Annotated in this window: 16 protein-coding genes; 11 read left to right on the top strand and 5 right to left on the bottom strand. The window is 39.9% G+C overall.

Annotation, left to right across the window (positions count from 1 at the left end):
- Positions 1–804 precede the first annotated feature (804 nt).
- Together VB775_RS18795 and VB775_RS18800 are read left to right on the top strand one after the other, a co-directional pair.
- A complete protein-coding gene (locus tag VB775_RS18795; protein WP_281007259.1) occupies positions 805–1764 on the top strand; it encodes an orange carotenoid protein N-terminal domain-containing protein in 960 nt (319 codons plus the stop codon).
- 94 nt (positions 1765–1858) lie between these two features.
- Complete coding sequence (locus tag VB775_RS18800) at positions 1859–2602, top strand: fatty acid desaturase (protein WP_281007260.1); 744 nt, start codon at positions 1859–1861, stop codon at positions 2600–2602.
- 161 nt (positions 2603–2763) lie between these two features.
- Here VB775_RS18800 and VB775_RS18805 read toward each other — a convergent pair whose 3' ends face one another.
- Both VB775_RS18805 and pds read right to left on the bottom strand, forming a co-directional pair.
- Positions 2764–3651 (bottom strand): phytoene synthase, encoded by an 888-nt coding sequence (locus VB775_RS18805; RefSeq protein WP_407073009.1) that lies wholly within the window; start codon positions 3649–3651, stop codon positions 2764–2766.
- A gap of 4 nt (positions 3652–3655) precedes the next feature.
- Entirely contained in the window at positions 3656–5095 is a 1440-nt protein-coding gene (gene pds / locus VB775_RS18810; RefSeq protein ID WP_281007262.1) for a 15-cis-phytoene desaturase, read from the bottom strand.
- A gap of 215 nt (positions 5096–5310) precedes the next feature.
- Between pds and menA the strand changes: the two genes are divergently transcribed.
- From menA to VB775_RS18835, 5 genes are all read left to right on the top strand, one after another.
- A complete protein-coding gene (gene menA / locus VB775_RS18815) occupies positions 5311–6225 on the top strand; it encodes a 2-carboxy-1,4-naphthoquinone phytyltransferase (protein WP_281009447.1) in 915 nt (304 codons plus the stop codon).
- 245 nt (positions 6226–6470) lie between these two features.
- The gene (locus VB775_RS18820; RefSeq protein WP_281007263.1) at positions 6471–7418 is read left to right on the top strand and encodes a glycosyltransferase family 8 protein; all 948 of its coding nucleotides are present in this window, start codon (positions 6471–6473) and stop codon (positions 7416–7418) included.
- A 495-nt stretch (positions 7419–7913) separates the two neighbouring features.
- Positions 7914–9053, top strand: coding sequence for a glycosyltransferase family 4 protein (locus VB775_RS18825; RefSeq protein WP_281007264.1), 1140 nt, complete (start codon positions 7914–7916; stop codon positions 9051–9053).
- A 64-nt stretch (positions 9054–9117) separates the two neighbouring features.
- Entirely contained in the window at positions 9118–10263 is a 1146-nt protein-coding gene (locus VB775_RS18830; RefSeq protein ID WP_281007265.1) for a glycosyltransferase family 4 protein, read from the top strand.
- A gap of 257 nt (positions 10264–10520) precedes the next feature.
- On the top strand, positions 10521–11627 hold the full coding sequence (locus VB775_RS18835) for a glycosyltransferase family 4 protein (RefSeq protein ID WP_281007266.1): 1107 nt from the start codon (positions 10521–10523) through the stop codon (positions 11625–11627).
- A 36-nt stretch (positions 11628–11663) separates the two neighbouring features.
- Here VB775_RS18835 and rpaB read toward each other — a convergent pair whose 3' ends face one another.
- Positions 11664–12401 carry a response regulator transcription factor RpaB gene (gene rpaB, locus VB775_RS18840; RefSeq protein ID WP_103668290.1) on the bottom strand — a complete coding sequence of 246 codons (738 nt, stop codon included), beginning with the start codon at positions 12399–12401 and terminating at the stop codon, positions 11664–11666.
- Between the two features lie 346 nt (positions 12402–12747).
- Here rpaB and VB775_RS18845 point away from each other — a divergent pair, with 346 nt between their 5' ends.
- From VB775_RS18845 to VB775_RS18860, 4 genes are all read left to right on the top strand, one after another.
- Positions 12748–12921 carry a hypothetical protein gene (locus VB775_RS18845; protein ID WP_094532635.1) on the top strand — a complete coding sequence of 58 codons (174 nt, stop codon included), beginning with the start codon at positions 12748–12750 and terminating at the stop codon, positions 12919–12921.
- Positions 12922–12983: 62 nt separating this feature from the next.
- On the top strand, positions 12984–13466 hold the full coding sequence (gene lspA, locus VB775_RS18850) for a signal peptidase II (RefSeq protein ID WP_281007267.1): 483 nt from the start codon (positions 12984–12986) through the stop codon (positions 13464–13466).
- Between the two features lie 328 nt (positions 13467–13794).
- On the top strand, positions 13795–14436 hold the full coding sequence (locus VB775_RS18855; protein ID WP_190577028.1) for a ParA family protein: 642 nt from the start codon (positions 13795–13797) through the stop codon (positions 14434–14436).
- A gap of 57 nt (positions 14437–14493) precedes the next feature.
- Positions 14494–15165: a hypothetical protein gene (locus VB775_RS18860; RefSeq protein WP_281007268.1), complete on the top strand. Its 672-nt coding sequence runs from the start codon at positions 14494–14496 to the stop codon at positions 15163–15165.
- 123 nt (positions 15166–15288) lie between these two features.
- Here the strand turns inward: VB775_RS18860 and VB775_RS18865 are convergent, their stop codons facing one another.
- Together VB775_RS18865 and VB775_RS18870 are read right to left on the bottom strand one after the other, a co-directional pair.
- On the bottom strand, positions 15289–15504 hold the full coding sequence (locus tag VB775_RS18865) for a hypothetical protein (RefSeq protein WP_281007269.1): 216 nt from the start codon (positions 15502–15504) through the stop codon (positions 15289–15291).
- 61 nt (positions 15505–15565) lie between these two features.
- Positions 15566–16678, bottom strand: a complete 1113-nt coding sequence (locus VB775_RS18870) for a quinone-dependent dihydroorotate dehydrogenase (protein ID WP_281007270.1) — start codon at positions 16676–16678, stop codon at positions 15566–15568.
- Positions 16679–16714 lie beyond the last annotated feature (36 nt).

Genomic DNA, 16714 nt, shown 5'->3' on the forward strand with positions numbered 1-16714 from the left:
CAGAGACGACTCTATCTACATTACGGGCTTGGTGTCCCTAGGGGTTGAACGAGTTTATCTCTGCTTTTGCTTTTTCGGATTTGAGTAAAGATTTTATCCTTTACTTTTCTTCCTAGATACAAGGGGTAGGTTTAGTAGATCAGTGATTGGCTTACAGCAAAGATTTTAGCAAAACTGCCCCTACGGTAAGATGCGGATTTCCACAGTTTTGTCAGTCAATCAGGTATGTAGGCAATGAATGAGAAAAGAGAGATTCGCAAACTTTATTTTATTTGGTTTTAGTAAAGCTCTATCTTTGAGAATAGATCTACCTATATCCTCCGACATAATTATTAGGATAAATCAAAATTTTAAGATCTGAAGTTTTCTCTTCATGAAGCGCTTATATATTTGATTTCTAAATCCTAATAAACATGATGATCCATTTGCTCTGTCTAATGATCATCATGTTTATTAAACTCATTTTTATTACTAAGCAACTAATTTTTTAGATAGATTTAGATGAACAAAGTAAAATTTAATATCTATCCTTAGAGGTTTTGTAAGTGTAAACAGATTATGAGTATATATATCTAAGGAAATCTAAACATCAAGGAACTATTGCAGCCCTCGCTGTTCTTGATAAGTCTAGTAAATGATTCTAATAGAAATTTTCTGATTACAAAGCCTGTAACGTTTTTTCTTGAATCTTTTATTAGATTTTAATTCCTAACCCTAAGTTTCCGTATTTTTGAATATAGAGCCAAATTTTTCTGTATAGGAAAATACGAACTCAAATCATCTAGTTGAACCAAAAAAACACCCATGACATACACAATTAACTCAGCCAGAAGCATTTTCCCTAGCACTTTAGCAGCCGATGTTGTACCTGCTACTACAGCTCGATTTAACCAACTTAGTCCTGAAGATCAACTTGCTTGGATTTGGTTTACTTACATTGAGATGGGTAAGACTGTAACGATCGCTGCTCCAGGTGCTGCAAGTATGCAACTAGCTGAGTTGACCTTGAATGAAATCAAGAAAATGAGTTTTCAGCAACAAACTCAAGTTATGTGTGACTTGGCAAATCGTGCTGACACCCCTATCTGTCGTACCTATGCAATTTGGTCACAAAACATCAAACTAGGCTTTTGGTATCAACTTGGTCAGTGGATGGAGCAAGGAATCGTTGCGCCAATTCCTGAAGGTTACAAACTTTCAGCTAACGCTTCAGCAGTGTTAGAAACTCTTAAAAGTCTAGAACCAGGACAACAAATCACAATTCTCCGTAACTCAGTTGTAGATATGGGATACGACCCTAACAAATTGGGCGAATATACTCGTGTTGCTGAGCCTGTTTCTGCTCCACAAGAAATGTCTAAGCGCACTCAAGTAAGTATTGAAGGTGTAAACAACCCCACAATCTTGTCTTACATGAATAACATGAATGCCAATGATTTTGATGCTCTAATTGCTCTATTTCTCCCAGATGGTGCTTTACAACCTCCTTTCCAAAGACCAATCGTTGGTAAAGATGCAGTTTTGAGATTTTTTAAAGAAGAATGTCAAAATCTTGTGCTTGTGCCAGAAAAAGGTGTTTCTGAAGCAGCCGATGGTGGTTATACCCAAATCAAGATTACTGGTAAAGTGCAAACTCCTTGGTTCGGCTCTGGCGTTGGTATGAATATTGCTTGGCGCTTTCTGCTCGATCCTGACAGCAAAATCTTCTTTGTAGCGATCGACTTGCTTGCATCTCCTAAAGAGTTACTGAACTTCGCTCGTTAGTTTTAGTTACATTTTGAAAAAAGCCGCGCGATCGCGCGGCTTTTTTCAAAATTTCTCTGGGTTAAAAAAAAGCGCTTAGCGCTGTAGTATGCAAATGTTTATTTCATCACAACAAAAGGTATTGGTAGCGGATGATTGGAGCGGATTACTAATAGCCGTACTTATTATTGCTCTATGGTTTGTTAGCCTATTTGAACTACTTACGATTCCAATCTCAAATACTTCTTGGTTCTGGTTGATTAGCGCGGTTTTGGTACGGACTTATTTGCATACAGGATTGTTTATTCTTGCCCATGATGCTATTCATGGCAATTTAGTTGCCCATAATCGCAATCTCAACCATCTGATTGGGCGTTTTGCGGTTACTGTTTATGGTTTTTTATCCTACGACCTCTGTTTTAAAAATCACTTTAAACACCATCAATATCCTTCCCAAAGCGAAGATCCTGATTTTCATGGCAGTGCAGCTAGCCCAGTACTTTGGTATTGCAAGTTCATTTATGAATATTTCCCAAGGCGATCGCTGATCATTTTTTTAGTAAATATGATTCTAATTGCTGGTGTCTTAACAACGATTTTCCATGTTCCATTGGCAAATTTAATATTTTTTGGACTGCTGCCCCTAGTCTTGAGTTCTTTGCAACTATTCTTTTTTGGGACTTATCTGCCCCATCACCAAGTCTATGGCAATCCCAATTTTTCTCCTCGTTTGCAAAGCAGTTATGGCTCTAATCTATGGTCATTTTTTAGTTGCTATAACTTTGGTCATTACCATTGGGAGCATCATCAATATCCTGAAATTCCTTGGTATCGACTACATCAAACCCACAAAAACTAAGAAAGAGAGCAAAGCTCTCTTTCTTAGTTTTTAGCCACAGATTTATAGCAATGTAAGTTTTGCTTAGAACATCAACCCGCAAAGATAAGTGGCGGCGCTTCACGCCATCACTTATCTTTGCGGGTTTGATTTTTCTAGCTATCACTTGGTTCTAAATTACTTTAAGAAGTTTGAGCTTTAAGCCATGCCCAAGGAACAGCAAGCATTTTGTTGGAATTAGGGACAAAAGCCCGTTTCTTAAAAACTTCGTAATGATTGTGTTCGATCGCTTTTAAAATATTGCGATACAAAATTAGAGAAGACCATACTGGCCATCGAGCATCTCGACATAATGCCGAAATACCATCCTCAGCATGTTGATAAAACTGTCGCGCTCTCTGAATTTGAAAACGCATCAACTCAATCCAACGTTCATCAACCGTACCGCTTAATAAATCTTTTTCGGTATAGTCAAAATAATGCAGATCCTCAAGGGGCAAATAAATCCGTCCTCGCTGAGCATCTTCACCAATATCACGCAAAATATTAGTTAACTGCATGGCAATACCTAAGGCGATCGCCGCCTCAGTTGCCGTACTGATTACCGATGGATCTTTAGTCTCAAAGCCCATAATTGCAGCCGACATCAAGCCCACAGTGCCTGCAACGCGGTAGCAATACAAATGCAGATCATCAAAGGTCTGGTAGCGATCGTATTTTAGATCCATTCGCATTCCAGAAATCATATCTTTGAAAGGCTGAATCGGCATCGGGTACTTCTGGACAGTATCGGCTAAGGCAATATCTGAGGCATGGATAGGATCGCCACGGAACGTCGCCTCTAACTGTTTTTCCCAGTTAAAAAGCGTTTCGGCATCGGTGCTTTCTGCCTGCATACCGTCTACAAGCTCATCAGTACGACGACACCAAGCATAAATCGCCCAAGTAGCTCGCCGTTTTGCTTCAGACATCAGCATCGTACCAAGATAAAAAGTCTTGGCGTACTTTGCCGTGATGCAACGACAAATCTCGTAGGCTTCCTCCAGACTGACTGGCTGACGCATTCCCATCGACTTAGGCACTGACGACAGATGGATTTGACTGGTTTTGGTTAGAGGTTCGACCAAGGACTTTACTTCCAGAAGATTGACTTGCTTTATGAATTTCCTGTGCTGTTAGCTTACCAGAAAGTACCGCCCCTTCCATACTGCCAAAAAAGGGCTGGGCTGTATAGCTACCTGACAAAAAGAAATTAGTGATCGGCGTTGCTTGACTAGGACGGAACTGCTCACGGTTTGGAGTAGCGGTATAAATTGATCTCGGAGTCTTAACGACATGAGACTTTAAGACTTTGGCAGGACTGGGGAGATGCTGCGGAAATAGTTTCGCAAGTTCATTCAGCGTTGCTTCCACGATTTCGCTGTTGGGACGATCAATCCAATCGGCAGCAGGGGCAAACACTAGCTCTAGCATCGATTTGTCAGGGTCAGCATATGCCTTACAGGAGTTACTCATATCGGAGTATACGCTGAGCAGGGGCGATCGCGAAAATAGGGTGTGATCAATATCCGTAAGCTTGCGATCGAACCAAAGCTGCACACTGATTACGGGTACACCTTCTAGATGATCTAGCTGTTGAAAATAGGGCAAGCCTTGCCAAGTTGAGGGGATGTAATTTTTAAAAGCGTCCACTGACATCGCCGAAACGTATGCATCCGCGTAAATCTCACGACTAGGCGAACCATCTGTGCTTTGGATGATCAACTTTTCGATATTGCCATCTTGATCGGTGACAATTTCCTTGAGGGCAACACCTGTATGCACTTCGCCGCCTCTTGCCATGACATAATCAACGATCGGCTGACAGAGACGCTCAGGAGGTGCGCCATCTAAATAAGCAATTTTGGAGCCGTCCTTTTGTTGGAGAAACTTATTGAGGGCGCGGAGGGGAATCGTTGCCGAAATCACATTGGGATCGATAAATTTGAGGGATTTACAAACAGCAATAAAAATGTCAGTGGTAATGTCCTTGCCGATGCCACGCATTTCTAGCCATTCTTCAAAGGTGTATTTGTCCATCGACACAACATAGTCATCGCCGCGAATAATTGCAGGAATTAGCCCGATCGCAAACCGAATCTTTTGATTCCAAGTGAGCATATCGTTGTTGCGTAGAATCGAGGTAATGATATTGAAAGGAGCGGGGATATTAGGTACGTCAAACCATGACAATACCCCTGGCTTTTCAGGTTGATTAAAAATTAAAGCATGGCGTTTCCATTGCAGGCGATCGAGGATATTTAGCTCACCCATCAGTTGCAACATATTTGGATAAGCGCCAAAAAAGTTATGTAGCCCTGTTTCGATCCAGTCGCCATCGGCATCTTTCCATGCTGCTACTAAGCCGCCGAGAACGTTACTGCGCTCTAGCAAAATCGGCTGATGTCCTAAATCCACCAAATACTTGGCACAGGATAATCCTGCTAACCCTCCTCCAGCGATCGCAACGCGCATACTTTTTCGATACCTATACGTTTAATTTTTTATGTTTAATTATCTCCATCTTACTTTGCAAAGCTTAATAATTCACTAAATTTTGTCAGTAAAACCCAGAAAGTAGAGTGGGGCGCTAAGCGCCCCACTCTACTTTCTGGGTTTTATATTGATGAACCATTGGATAATCGCATTTTTGTTTTAAGATGGCGATCAGCACTTCAATCTTAGCCAGTATGGTAAAAAGCCTCATTGATTCCCCTGAGATATCTAGTAAGCCATCTCGTAGATTATGGATGGCGGCGATTAAGTTCCCGATGTATAGTGTGGCGATCGTGCCGATCGCTACGGGTACGGCTGTTGCTTATCGCAATATAGGGGCGATTAACTGGAGTATTTTTTTCATGTTTCTGGTTTCCGCAGTCTTGATTTTAGTCTGGGAAAATCTCTGCAATGACGTATTTGATTCGGAAACAGGCATTGATATCAATAAGGCGCATTCAGTTGTCAATCTTACGGGCAAGAAGAATTTAATCTTTGCGATCGCTAATATTTGTTTGCTTCTAGGCATTAGTGGCGTATTGGCTATTTCTTGGATACAGCAAGATATTGTGGTGGTTAGTGCGATCGCCCTTTGCTGTTTTCTCGGCTATATTTACCAAGGTCCCCCATTTCGGTTGGGATATCAAGGATGGGGCGAGGTTTTATGCTTTTTTGCCTTTGGACCCTTAGGAGTTTCGGCAGCTTATTATAGCCAAACTAAATCTTGGTCTATTGGCGCGATCGCCGCAGCAATCATTGTTGGAATTATTACTAGCCTGATTTTATTCTGTTCTCATTTCAATCAAGTTGCCGATGATCTTGCCGCAGGTAAGCGATCGCCTGTTGTGCGTTTAGGCACTAAGCGCTCAGCCCAACTTTTACCTTGGATTTGTGCTGTGATCTATGGGATTGCGATCGTAGCGATCGCTCTTAATTTTTTCCCCATCTGGACTGCGATCGTTTTAGTTAGCTTACCGATTGCATGGAAATTGTCTAGATTCATTTTAGAAAATCATGATCAAGCCGATCTATTACTAGATTACCGATTCATTGCAGTGGCACTACATTTTGTTATCGGTTCATGTCTGAGTATTAGTCTGATTTTTTAGAAAATGCATCTATTGAAACTTAGGGTCTATCGGTCATAAGTTTGTTGGAAATCCACTAGCATAATACTTCTGGCAGTTTCAAAACTTCGTATCACCTATAAAGTTCTTGAGAGAAAAACAAGCCAATTTATAACAGATAAACTAAAGAAAGAAAGAAAGAAACTTTATAAAAAGAATTAACTGTTTTTTAAGTTTACATTTGGGTTTCAGTCATTATAATATTGGTGTAACAGCTTCTAACGATTATGAATCACAATTTAGGAAAGGAAAATATTACTGTGGTTTGTGTGGCTGACAACAATTATGCGATGCCAATTGCTGTCACTGCCTGCTCAATTCTCAAACATCTACCACCCGAACAATCACTAGATCTGTATATACTTGATGCTGGGATTGAACCTATTAATGTTAAAAAGATTCTTAAATCTCTTGACTTATCTAGATGTAAGGTTAACTTTATCAATACCAAAGATCAATTTAAAGACGTTCCCACATCCGATCATCTTACTGAGTCAACATTTCATCGACTTTTAATCCCTCAGCTTCTTTCTCAAGATTTGCACAAAGTCATTTATTTAGACTGTGACCTGTTAGTTCTAAGTGATCTCAGTATTTTATGGAATATTGACATTGGAGACAAACATATTTTAGCAGTCCAAGACCTTAGTATAAAAACAATAGCTAACGCTATCAAAGATTATCAACTACTTGGCATACCTCCAGATTGCAAATACTTTAACGCTGGTGTTCTAGTATTTAATTTAGACAAATGGAGAGAATTTGACACTTCATCAAAAATAATAGAATATGTTCGTAAACCTCGTAAATCTTTATTGTTATATAATGATCAGGACGCTCTAAACGCAATTTTGTGGGATAAATGGCTGGAGCTTGATCCTAAGTGGAATAGACAATTTAAATCTGATGCTAATGAAGATCGTAAACTTGTTGATTTGCTTACTGAAAGGTATGGAGAAGATGCTTCATTAGAGATTGCAAATAATCCATACATTATTCATTTTATACAGGATACAAAACCTTGGCAATATTATCGCCATCCCAAGAAAAATCTTTTTTATGAATATCTTGATCTGACTGATTGGGCTGGATGGAGATATAGTATATGGACAGTTCTTTGGCGCAAATTGAGCAAAATATTTAGCAAATACTTTGTAATTAGAGTAAAGACCTAAATATAAATAATTAGATTGATTTGTATTACGAGTCTGAAGATATAAAACTATTTTTTATATAGTTAATGATTGATTAGTTTTAGGGTTACCATCAAATTTAGAAGTGAGGCATTGGGTAGTTAGTGGGGATAATCTTAGTGGTGCAGAAGATTTTGAGATCTTAGATAAGACAATGACCTACTTATTAAGATATCCCCGCAAGCACCTAATTACTTGTTGAGTTTGCTATTAGTATCTGAATAATCACAAAAAAAATTTAGATTAGCCTATTTATAAAAAACCTTGGCAAGAAATAATGTGGGAAATACCTAGAGGTTTCTGAAGCACTAAGGAGGATAGTTCAAGCTAACGAAAAAGTTGCAAATACGTTGATCACGATTCAACTAGTTAGCACTTATTTTTCAACCAGTTAAGCCTATCGTGTAAAGCTAACTATTTATTTGCCAATTCACCAAAAGTTTACTATCTTTTCAACTGTACTTTTCAGAAACTTAAATGAAAATCTTACTTGCTATTCATCATCCATTAGATCCTAATCTAGGCGCTCCAGGAGTGACTTGGAGACTAGGACAAGAATATATAAAACTTGGACATGAGGTAAAGTTTTTTTCTTTTGACGACATGCCCAACTTTCTACCTGAATTAGTAAAGGCTGTCATATTTCCTGAATTCTTGGCATCTAAAATGCCGACTCTCATCAAACAAGAAGGTATTGATGTTATTGATGCTTCTACAGGGGATAGTTGGGTATGGGCAAAATGGATAAAGCCACTCTCAAAAAAAACGCCACTATTAGTCACACGCAGTCATGGTCTAGAGCATACTGTCCATCTTCAGTTGCTTAAAGATGTGAAGTTAGGCAAAGCAAAAGTCAGTTGGAAATACCCTATCTACCATGGTGGTTTTCATCTTTGGGAAGTCGCAAAATCCATGCAGTTAGCTGATTTAGTACTTTGTCTTAATCAGCATGATATGCAATATTCGATCAAACAATTGGGTGTTTCAGCAGAACGAGTCCATGTTGTGAATAATGGCATCTCAAGTAGTCTATTAGGACTATCAATGGAGAGATTATCTGAGGATAGCAAAATTCGGATTGCACATATTGGTAGTTATATTCCCCGTAAAGGTATTGAGTACAGTGTGCCTGCGTTAAATCGGATTTTACAAAAATATCCCGATATAGAAGTTAGTTTCTTAGGAGCTATGGTTCCGCCAGAAAGGGTCTTAGCCGATTTTGATCCGTCATTTCACGATCGCATTCATGTTATTTCTAAATATCAAAATAGTGATTTGCCATCTCTATTAGCAGGGCATAGCATCCACTTGTTTCCCTCTCTTTCAGAAGGATGGGGATTAGCAGTTGTTGAAGCAATGGCTTGTGGTTTAGCTCCAATCATTTCAAATATTCCTGGTCCAACAGAAATGGTGAAACATGATTTTGATGCGCTGGTAGTTCCGCCTAGAGATACTGAAGCAATTGAAGAAGCAATTACAAAATTAATTGGAGATCGGGCTTATTTAGAAAAACTACGTAACAATGCGTATAAGACTGCTCAAAGCTACTCATATACCAATATTGCTAAACAAAATTTGGATTTGTATAACAGAGAGCTTACTAAAGTTAAAGGCTAAAGCATTGTAAACTTGTTTTATGTAAAATCAAGCCGAATTTTCTAAAATAACCAAGTCAAAAAACATGGATTACACCACTAAGGTTTTGGCGATCGCTGAGTCTTCTATGGGGCATAAGACTCACATCATGACAATGCAAAAATATTTTGAGTCTTCATTATGCTACGTTGATATCTATTGGAGTGATCAAGAAAGAGAGATATTTACCAGAGTTATTAATAAGATACTTAACTTACGGGTTCCAAATAAATTTGTACAGTCCTATAATTTAGACTTATTTCGATTTCGTGCACAGCTTGGTTATGCATTACTTGCCAAAAGATTGATAGCTAGAAAAATTAGTCAAGCTGATTATAATGTTTTGTTCTTCCATACTCAGCCATTAGCATTTCTGTCACTAAATTTAATGCTAAAAATGCCATCAGTAGTCAGTATTGACATGACTAACAAGCAAGCAGCAGAAGAGTCTACGAATAAACATAGATGGACTTATAGTCCCAACAAGTTTTTGGAGAAACAAGTATATCAAAACTGTTCCAAAATCTTAACTTGGACCGAATGGGCGCGTAGTTCAGTCATTAATGATTATGGTATTCACCCAGACAAAGTAAAAGTGGTTCCTCCAGGAGTGGATACAAATCGCTTAGTATTTACAGATAGGAACCATAAGTCAAGTCAAGGTTTATATAACATCTTATTTGTTGGTGGAGATTTTAAACGCAAAGGGGGAGAAGATCTCCTTGCTGTTTTTTTAGCGCAATTTGCAGATCAAGCGATACTGCATATAGTTACTAGTCTAGGTGCAGTTAGTTGTGATCATCCAAATGTTCGTATATATAATGGTGTAGAAGCTTATAGCTCTTTGTGGTTTGATCTATATAGACAAGCAGATGCTTTTGTTATGCCAACATATGGAGATGCTTTTGGCATAGTCTTTATTGAAGCAATGGCATCTGGCTTGCCTGTAATTGCATCTAAACTTACTCAAACCACTGAAATTGTTACTGATGGAGAAACAGGGTTCCTTGTTACTCCTGGGAATCGTCAAGATCTAGCTCATAAACTGCAACTATTAATTGATGATCCTAGCTTGGGTAGACAAATGGGAAAAAGGGCAAGGGAAGTAGTTGAAGAAAGTTTTGATACTCAAAAGAATTTTCAAAAAATAGAGTTAATATTTGAAGATTTAAGTACATGTTTGAAAAATTAAGCAAAGACGTTGAGCGTTTAGGTTTTACAGCGCTTTGCGCCCAAACCCAAACCAAGAAGACTTTTAAAAGCGTTGCAAAGCAACGCTTTTAAAAGTCTTCTTGTGGTTCGTTTGATCGGTAATTGCTGTATAAAAAGTAATGTAGCGCTCTTAAATGAGTTGTAAGATTTTGAGTGTTGTGAGAGTGCGCCGCGCACTCTCACAATCTATTTAGGATTGCTATAAGTCAATAAATATGTCTCTAGAGTATTACCAAAATGAATAGGGTTCATCATTGTGCTAACTATTTAGCAACTTCTGGCGGCGGCGTGAAATCCTATGTGGATGGACTTTTGACGGAATTACCAGAGATGTTTGCTCATGAGATTATTCCATCATTAAAGAATTTTGATCAAAGTCAATACAAGTTATTGCACCTCCATGAAGGAGAGATGATTTTAGACCTTAAGGATCAATGTCCTGCTGTTTATACTCTACACAATCACCATCCCTACTGCCCTAGCGGCTCAAAATATTTCCCACAGCAAGGAGTTTGCGATCGCAAAATGTCTGTTATTGGATGTACATGGGGACATTTGATCGATGGATGCGGAAGTCGGCGACCAAAAAAAATTATTTCTAACTTTAAGAGAGCCTATAGTGCGTTGGATGTCCTCAAAAAGTTAAAGATTACAGTGATTGCAAATAGTGATTATGTGCGATCGCAGTTGATTGCCAATGGGTTACCAGAATCACAGGTAATAACTTTACGGTGTGGGATAGCTGCAACTTCCTCTAAGCATGAGCCTTTAGATCAAGACATACACGCTCAAAAGCGAATTCTCTTTGCAGGTAGGATAGTGCCAGAGAAGGGGCTGGATTGGTTATTAAGAACGATGCCTCTTTTAGATCAGCGTATTCATCTTGATATTGCAGGTGAAGGGTGGGCTATGCCACAGGTTCGGAAGTTAGCAGAGTATTTGAATATTGGCGATCGCCTTACTTGGCATGGCTGGTGTCAAAAAGAGAAGCTAGAGGAGCTATATCGTCAAAGCTTTGCTGTAATCTTTCCTAGTGTTTGGCCAGAGCCTGCGGGATTAGTTACTTTGGAAGCCTATGCAAGATTTCGCCCAGTAATTGCTAGTAACGTTGGCGGGATTCCTGAACATGTTCAGGATGGGAAAACAGGAATTTTAGTGGAGCCAAATAATAGTCAAGATCTAGCTGCGGCAGTCACGGATTTGGCTAATAATTTTGGCAAATCACGCGAAATTGGTATAGCTGGCAATAATTTATTTCACTCAGAATTTACCCTTGCTATTCATGCTCAAAGATTGCAAGAAATTTATGATTTAGCGATCGCTAAGTTTCATAAATCTTTTTGATAAAAGCCTGTCTGCGGCAGACTTTTATCAAAATTTTTAAGCTTGTTTCGATTCTGATCCATCGATGATGCGTTGGAATAGATAGCCTGTCCCACGAGCTGTCAAGATCAATTCAGGATTGCTAGGATCTTCTTCGAGCTTTGCCCGCAAGCGAGAAATATGAACATCAACAACGCGAGTATCCACATGGCGTTCTGGTGTATACCCCCAGACCTCTTGCAAAATTTCTGCTCTCGAAAAAGCTTCACCCGATCGCCCGACCAATAGCTCTAACAAACTAAACTCCATACCCGTCAAACGGATACGCTCATCGGACTTATAGACTTGACGCTTATTAGTATCAATCTTGATCGTGTTGATATGGATCACGCCAGAACTGGGGATGCCTGATGTGCCATTGCGATCAAAGCGCCGCAATACTGAACGAATCCGCGCTTCTAATTCCTTTGGTGAAAAAGGCTTAACAACGTAATCATCTGCACCTAATTCGAGTCCTGTAATGCGATCGGCAACATCACCTAAAGCGGTCAGCATGATAATCGGGATATCCGATTCTTTGCGAAGCTCTTGACATACCCCGTAGCCGTCGAGCTTTGGCATCATTACATCAAGAACCACCAAGTCAGGGTTTTCTTTATGAAAAACTTCGATCGCTTCTTCGCCATCTGCGGCGGTGACGACCTCGTAACCGATCATCGACAGACGTGTCTCCAGAATTCGACGGATACTAGCTTCGTCGTCTACAACTAGAATTTTTTCCTTATGGTTTTCCAAGCCAGTTTACACTCCACTATGCTGCTAGCTACAATTCAGTAAAATTTTATAGTTTTACATATTTATTTAACTAAGTTTACAAGAAATCGGTCGTTACAATCCGAAAACAAAACTTAAAGTTTCAGAATAAACTTAATCTGGGGTTTACCTGATTTATAGCTACAGTCACCTGTCTCATGGACAAATCAAAAACCAAGAATTGATTGGCGGAGCTTTGCGCCGCCAATCAATTCTTGGTTTTTATGTCCTACACTTGGCAACTTGTGCTGTCGCTTCTTTCCGATTTTATGTAAGCGATTGCGATAAAATTGTATGAAGTTTTATGCACAATGAGGATTTTGCGATTATGACTGAACCAACTCAAGTACCACAAGCTACTGATCCAAAAATGGGATTTAACACCTATGCAGAAAGGTTAAATGGTAGAGCCGCTATGGTTGGTTTTATCATTGCCGTTGCGATCGAGCTTTTCACTGGTAAAGGTTTGTTAGCATGGCTAGGTCTAATTGATATAGGCTAATGAAATAAGGGCGTGAAGCGCCCTTATTTCGGTTTCTAGTTTTTTTAATTCTTTTTTTAGTTATGGCATCTGGCAAAATCGAGAACTCTCTGTACTGGACTGCGGCAATTTTGGGATTAGTTCTCGATCAAGCCTCCAAATATCTAGTTGTGCAATATCTCAAACCCCTAAAATCAGTCCCCTTGATTAATGGGGTATTTCATTTTACCTATGCGACTAACACAGGTGCGGCTTTTAGCTTGTTTAGTGGTCAGATTGATTGGCTCAAATGGGTATCGATGATTGTGAGTTTGGGGCTAGTAGCCTTTGGGGTTTTTGGTAAAAACTTAAATCGCTGGGAACAAGTTGGCTATGGCTGCATTTTGGCGGGAGCCGCAGGCAATGGCATCGATCGCTTTGTGGCGGGTTATGTAGTTGACTTTATCGATATACGGATTATTCGCTTTGCGATTTTTAATATTGCCGATATCTCCATTAATATCGGTTTGGTTTGTCTAGCGATCTCGGTTTTATTTCTAACCAAACCATCTAAGTCAAAAAACTAGATAAAAATAGGAGCCGATGAAAAGTAGCCTGCGGCTACTTTTCATCGGCTCCTATTTTAGTTTTTAAGTTAACGTGAGTTCGATATAGCCATTTGCGGCGTGCGAAGCACGCCGCAAATGGCGAAAAATGGTAAGAATCGCTTAGCGATTCTTACCATTTTTCGCTTTCGTCGAACTGACGCTAATTTATAAAAGTGTCGTCACACTTTTGTAAATTAAAAACTAAACCTAATCCAAGAAAACAAAACGGCTACGCCGTTTTGTTTTCTTGGATTAGAGCGTGAAGCGCTATATTGCTAGTTAGAAGTTATTTGAGAGGCTTAAGAGTATGGCAAATTCCCCAAAAATTGTAGTCGTTACTAATGGTAAAGGGGGGGTGGGTAAAACAACAACAGCGATCGCCTTAGCGGGTATCTTGGCTCAGGACACAAAAGTATTAGTCGTGGATGCTGACATCCAAGGAAGCTTGTCTTGGTGGGTAGGACGTAGCAACAAGGACATGGGTTTTGATATTGCCAAAGAAATTGATCCGACTCATTTAAAAAAACTACCGAAACTCAGCAGTTACGATCTAGTATTGGTAGATACACCACCTGCGCTACATTCCCATGCACTTGCCACGGTTGTTGCGATCGCTGATTATTTGGTTTTGCCAAGTCCACCTGCTCCGATGGATTTAACAGCTCTAATTGATACTGTTAAAAGTACAGTGCGACCTGCCCAAGTTCCCCATCGAGTTCTCCTCACCCGTGTTGATCCGCGATGTCTGAACGAAGCGCTTGAAGCTCAAAATACTCTATTAGAGGTGGGAGTACCTGTTTTTCATGCGTTTGTAAGAGCTTACAAAGCCCATGAACGCGCTGCTTTAGAAGGGAAATTGGTTACAGAATGGAAAGGCAAAAATGCTAGAGAAGCGGAAGCAGACTATCGACGCGTAGTTGATGAACTGCGTCGGGACATTTTAAAGTGATATGAGGTGTCAAGTACCACATATTAAGGAATGAAATAAAAAATAAAAAGTAAAACTATGTCAACTAAAAAGAAAGTCGGAATTTCGGATTTATTACGTGATGAAGTTCAGAAGGAACCTGAAGCTTCAGTTAAGAATATGTCAACTGAACAAACTATTGAAGTAAAAGCAGAAACAATCTCTGATGGGATTAACAAAATTGCTAGTGTTCCTAATTCACAGAAGGCGATAGCGGATTCTCCAAATATTGATGATCGCACAAAAGCAAAAATTTCTGAATTAGAGCTATTACTTGCTCAATCACTAGAAAGGGAAACTGTCCTTTCGCAAACTGTAACCGATCTAGAAAAAGATTTGAAATTTAGCCACACTAATGTTGAGCTTTTGCAGAAATCACTGGCGGCGATCGAGAGCCTCAAAAATGAGCTAGATCAACAACTTGTAGAAGTAAAACGTGACAACTTACGCTTGGCTGAAGCAAATATTCAATTATCGGAGCAGGTTAAAGCGTTAGATGCTGCAAAAACACCAGTAACTGATACTTCTAATTCTTCTCAATTGGTGTCACAAAATCCGCAAAATGCTTCCCAAAATAATAGAGCAACTCCTCGAAAGCAACCTGTCGAGCAGCCCTATGCCCAACGCGATCGTAGTCTCTATGCCCGCCCAACTGGCTCTAACGAACAATTGCAGCGTATAAACAATAAAAATATTGGTTGGATGGACTAATAGCAAAACACAAAGTGGCTAAGCTATTTTGTGTTTTTAAACCCTTAATGGGTTTGCAGGGTGGTTTCATTTTCGGAAAAGCAAATAGGAAGGGAGGTGCAGTAAAATCAGAGGGAAGAAGAGTTAGTCAGAGTATCTAAGAGAGACCGTAGTTTGATGTAAATTGTCCAAAGTCTTGCCCAGATTGGGCTGATTATTTTTGAGGGCAATCAAATAATGCTGTTCCTGCTCAGCAATTAATTTCACCGTATCTTTTTGACGAGATTGTAAAGTGAAGTGTGTAAACGTCAGTTCGACGAAAGCTAAAAATGGTAAGAATCGCTTAGCGATTCTTACCATTTTTAGCCATTTGCGGCGTGCTTTGCACGCCGCAAATGGCGATATCGAACTCACGTTCTTTTTATTTATGGGCTAGCCCGATCGCCTGTTGAATATTCTCTAAGCCATTAGCTTCTAACTTAGCAACCAAACCTTGCAAGATCTGCTTAACAATCATTGGTCCCTCATAAATTAAACCCGTATAAACCTGCACGATCGCCGCTCCAGCCGTAATTTTTTGCCAAGCATCTTCTGCCGTGAAAAGACCGCCCACGCCGATGATTGGAAGACTGCCCTGTGTCGTCTGCCAGATCAGGTTGATCACTTCCAGAGAGCGATCGCGCACAGGCTGACCACTGATACCGCCTGCTTCTTCGGTGACAGCTTTACCCGTCATTACTAGATGCGTAGTCGTTAAGTTTTGGCGTGAAATTGTTGTGTTTGTAGCGATAATTCCTGCTACGCCATAGGCTTGACTTGCCTTGACCACTTCAATAATGTCAGCATCATTTAAGTCTGGGGCAATTTTTACTAAAATCGGTTTGTTCTGGGTGTTAATTGGATTTAGCTCCGCAAGAATTCCGCATAACTGGTCAGTTGCTTGCAAGTCTCGCAAATTGGGCGTATTTGGTGAACTGACATTAACTACAAAATAATCACCAAACTCATAGAGCGATCGCAAGCTTTCGGCATAGTCTAATTTTGCATCGACAATCTCCGTAATTTTAGACTTGCCCAGATTAATGCCAAGGGGAATACTCAGTTTATGGACTTGTAAATAATTTTTGAGATCTACTGCTGTTGCGGCTGCGCCACGATTATTAAAACCCATACGATTTAAAACAGCGCGATCGCTGGGTAAGCGAAACAAACGTGGTTGTGGATTGCCAGACTGAGCATGGGCTGTAATCGTCCCCACTTCTGCAAAGCCAAATCCCAAATGTTCCCATGCACCGATCGCTTCTGCATTTTTATCAAAACCTGCTGCCAACCCAACGGGATTCTCAAATTTTAGATTCCATAAAGTTTGTGACAGCCGCGAATCGCTATAGTAAAGGGTAGACTTGGCGATCGCTTGCAGTATGGATGACTCACTAATCCGCCGACAAGTGGCGATCGCTAAATGATGAGCAGCTTCAGGATCGAGGGAAAATAACAGGGGACGCACCCCATATTGATAGGCAGCACTTAACATAGGTTTAGTTAATTAGCTTTTCTTGCGAAGCAAGAA

It is taken from the genome of Pseudanabaena sp. CCNP1317 (genome assembly GCF_034931345.1).
Taxonomy (GTDB): domain Bacteria; phylum Cyanobacteriota; class Cyanobacteriia; order Pseudanabaenales; family Pseudanabaenaceae; genus Pseudanabaena; species Pseudanabaena galeata.

Excerpts from the sequence above, each read along its gene's own strand:
- VB775_RS18795 (WP_281007259.1), top strand. The coding sequence starts at position 805 with ATGACATACACAATTAACTCAGCCAGAAGCATTTTCCCTAGCACTTTA.
- VB775_RS18800 (WP_281007260.1), top strand. The coding sequence starts at position 1,859 with ATGTTTATTTCATCACAACAAAAGGTATTGGTAGCGGATGATTGGAGC.
- VB775_RS18805 (WP_407073009.1), bottom strand. The coding sequence starts at position 3,651 with ATGGGAATGCGTCAGCCAGTCAGTCTGGAGGAAGCCTACGAGATTTGT.
- pds (WP_281007262.1), bottom strand. The coding sequence starts at position 5,095 with ATGCGCGTTGCGATCGCTGGAGGAGGGTTAGCAGGATTATCCTGTGCC.
- menA (WP_281009447.1), top strand. The coding sequence starts at position 5,311 with ATGGTAAAAAGCCTCATTGATTCCCCTGAGATATCTAGTAAGCCATCT.
- VB775_RS18820 (WP_281007263.1), top strand. The coding sequence starts at position 6,471 with ATGAATCACAATTTAGGAAAGGAAAATATTACTGTGGTTTGTGTGGCT.
- VB775_RS18825 (WP_281007264.1), top strand. The coding sequence starts at position 7,914 with ATGAAAATCTTACTTGCTATTCATCATCCATTAGATCCTAATCTAGGC.
- VB775_RS18830 (WP_281007265.1), top strand. The coding sequence starts at position 9,118 with ATGGATTACACCACTAAGGTTTTGGCGATCGCTGAGTCTTCTATGGGG.
- VB775_RS18835 (WP_281007266.1), top strand. The coding sequence starts at position 10,521 with ATGAATAGGGTTCATCATTGTGCTAACTATTTAGCAACTTCTGGCGGC.
- VB775_RS18845 (WP_094532635.1), top strand. The coding sequence starts at position 12,748 with ATGACTGAACCAACTCAAGTACCACAAGCTACTGATCCAAAAATGGGA.
- lspA (WP_281007267.1), top strand. The coding sequence starts at position 12,984 with ATGGCATCTGGCAAAATCGAGAACTCTCTGTACTGGACTGCGGCAATT.
- VB775_RS18855 (WP_190577028.1), top strand. The coding sequence starts at position 13,795 with ATGGCAAATTCCCCAAAAATTGTAGTCGTTACTAATGGTAAAGGGGGG.
- VB775_RS18860 (WP_281007268.1), top strand. The coding sequence starts at position 14,494 with ATGTCAACTAAAAAGAAAGTCGGAATTTCGGATTTATTACGTGATGAA.
- VB775_RS18865 (WP_281007269.1), bottom strand. The coding sequence starts at position 15,504 with ATGGTAAGAATCGCTAAGCGATTCTTACCATTTTTAGCTTTCGTCGAA.
- VB775_RS18870 (WP_281007270.1), bottom strand. The coding sequence starts at position 16,678 with ATGTTAAGTGCTGCCTATCAATATGGGGTGCGTCCCCTGTTATTTTCC.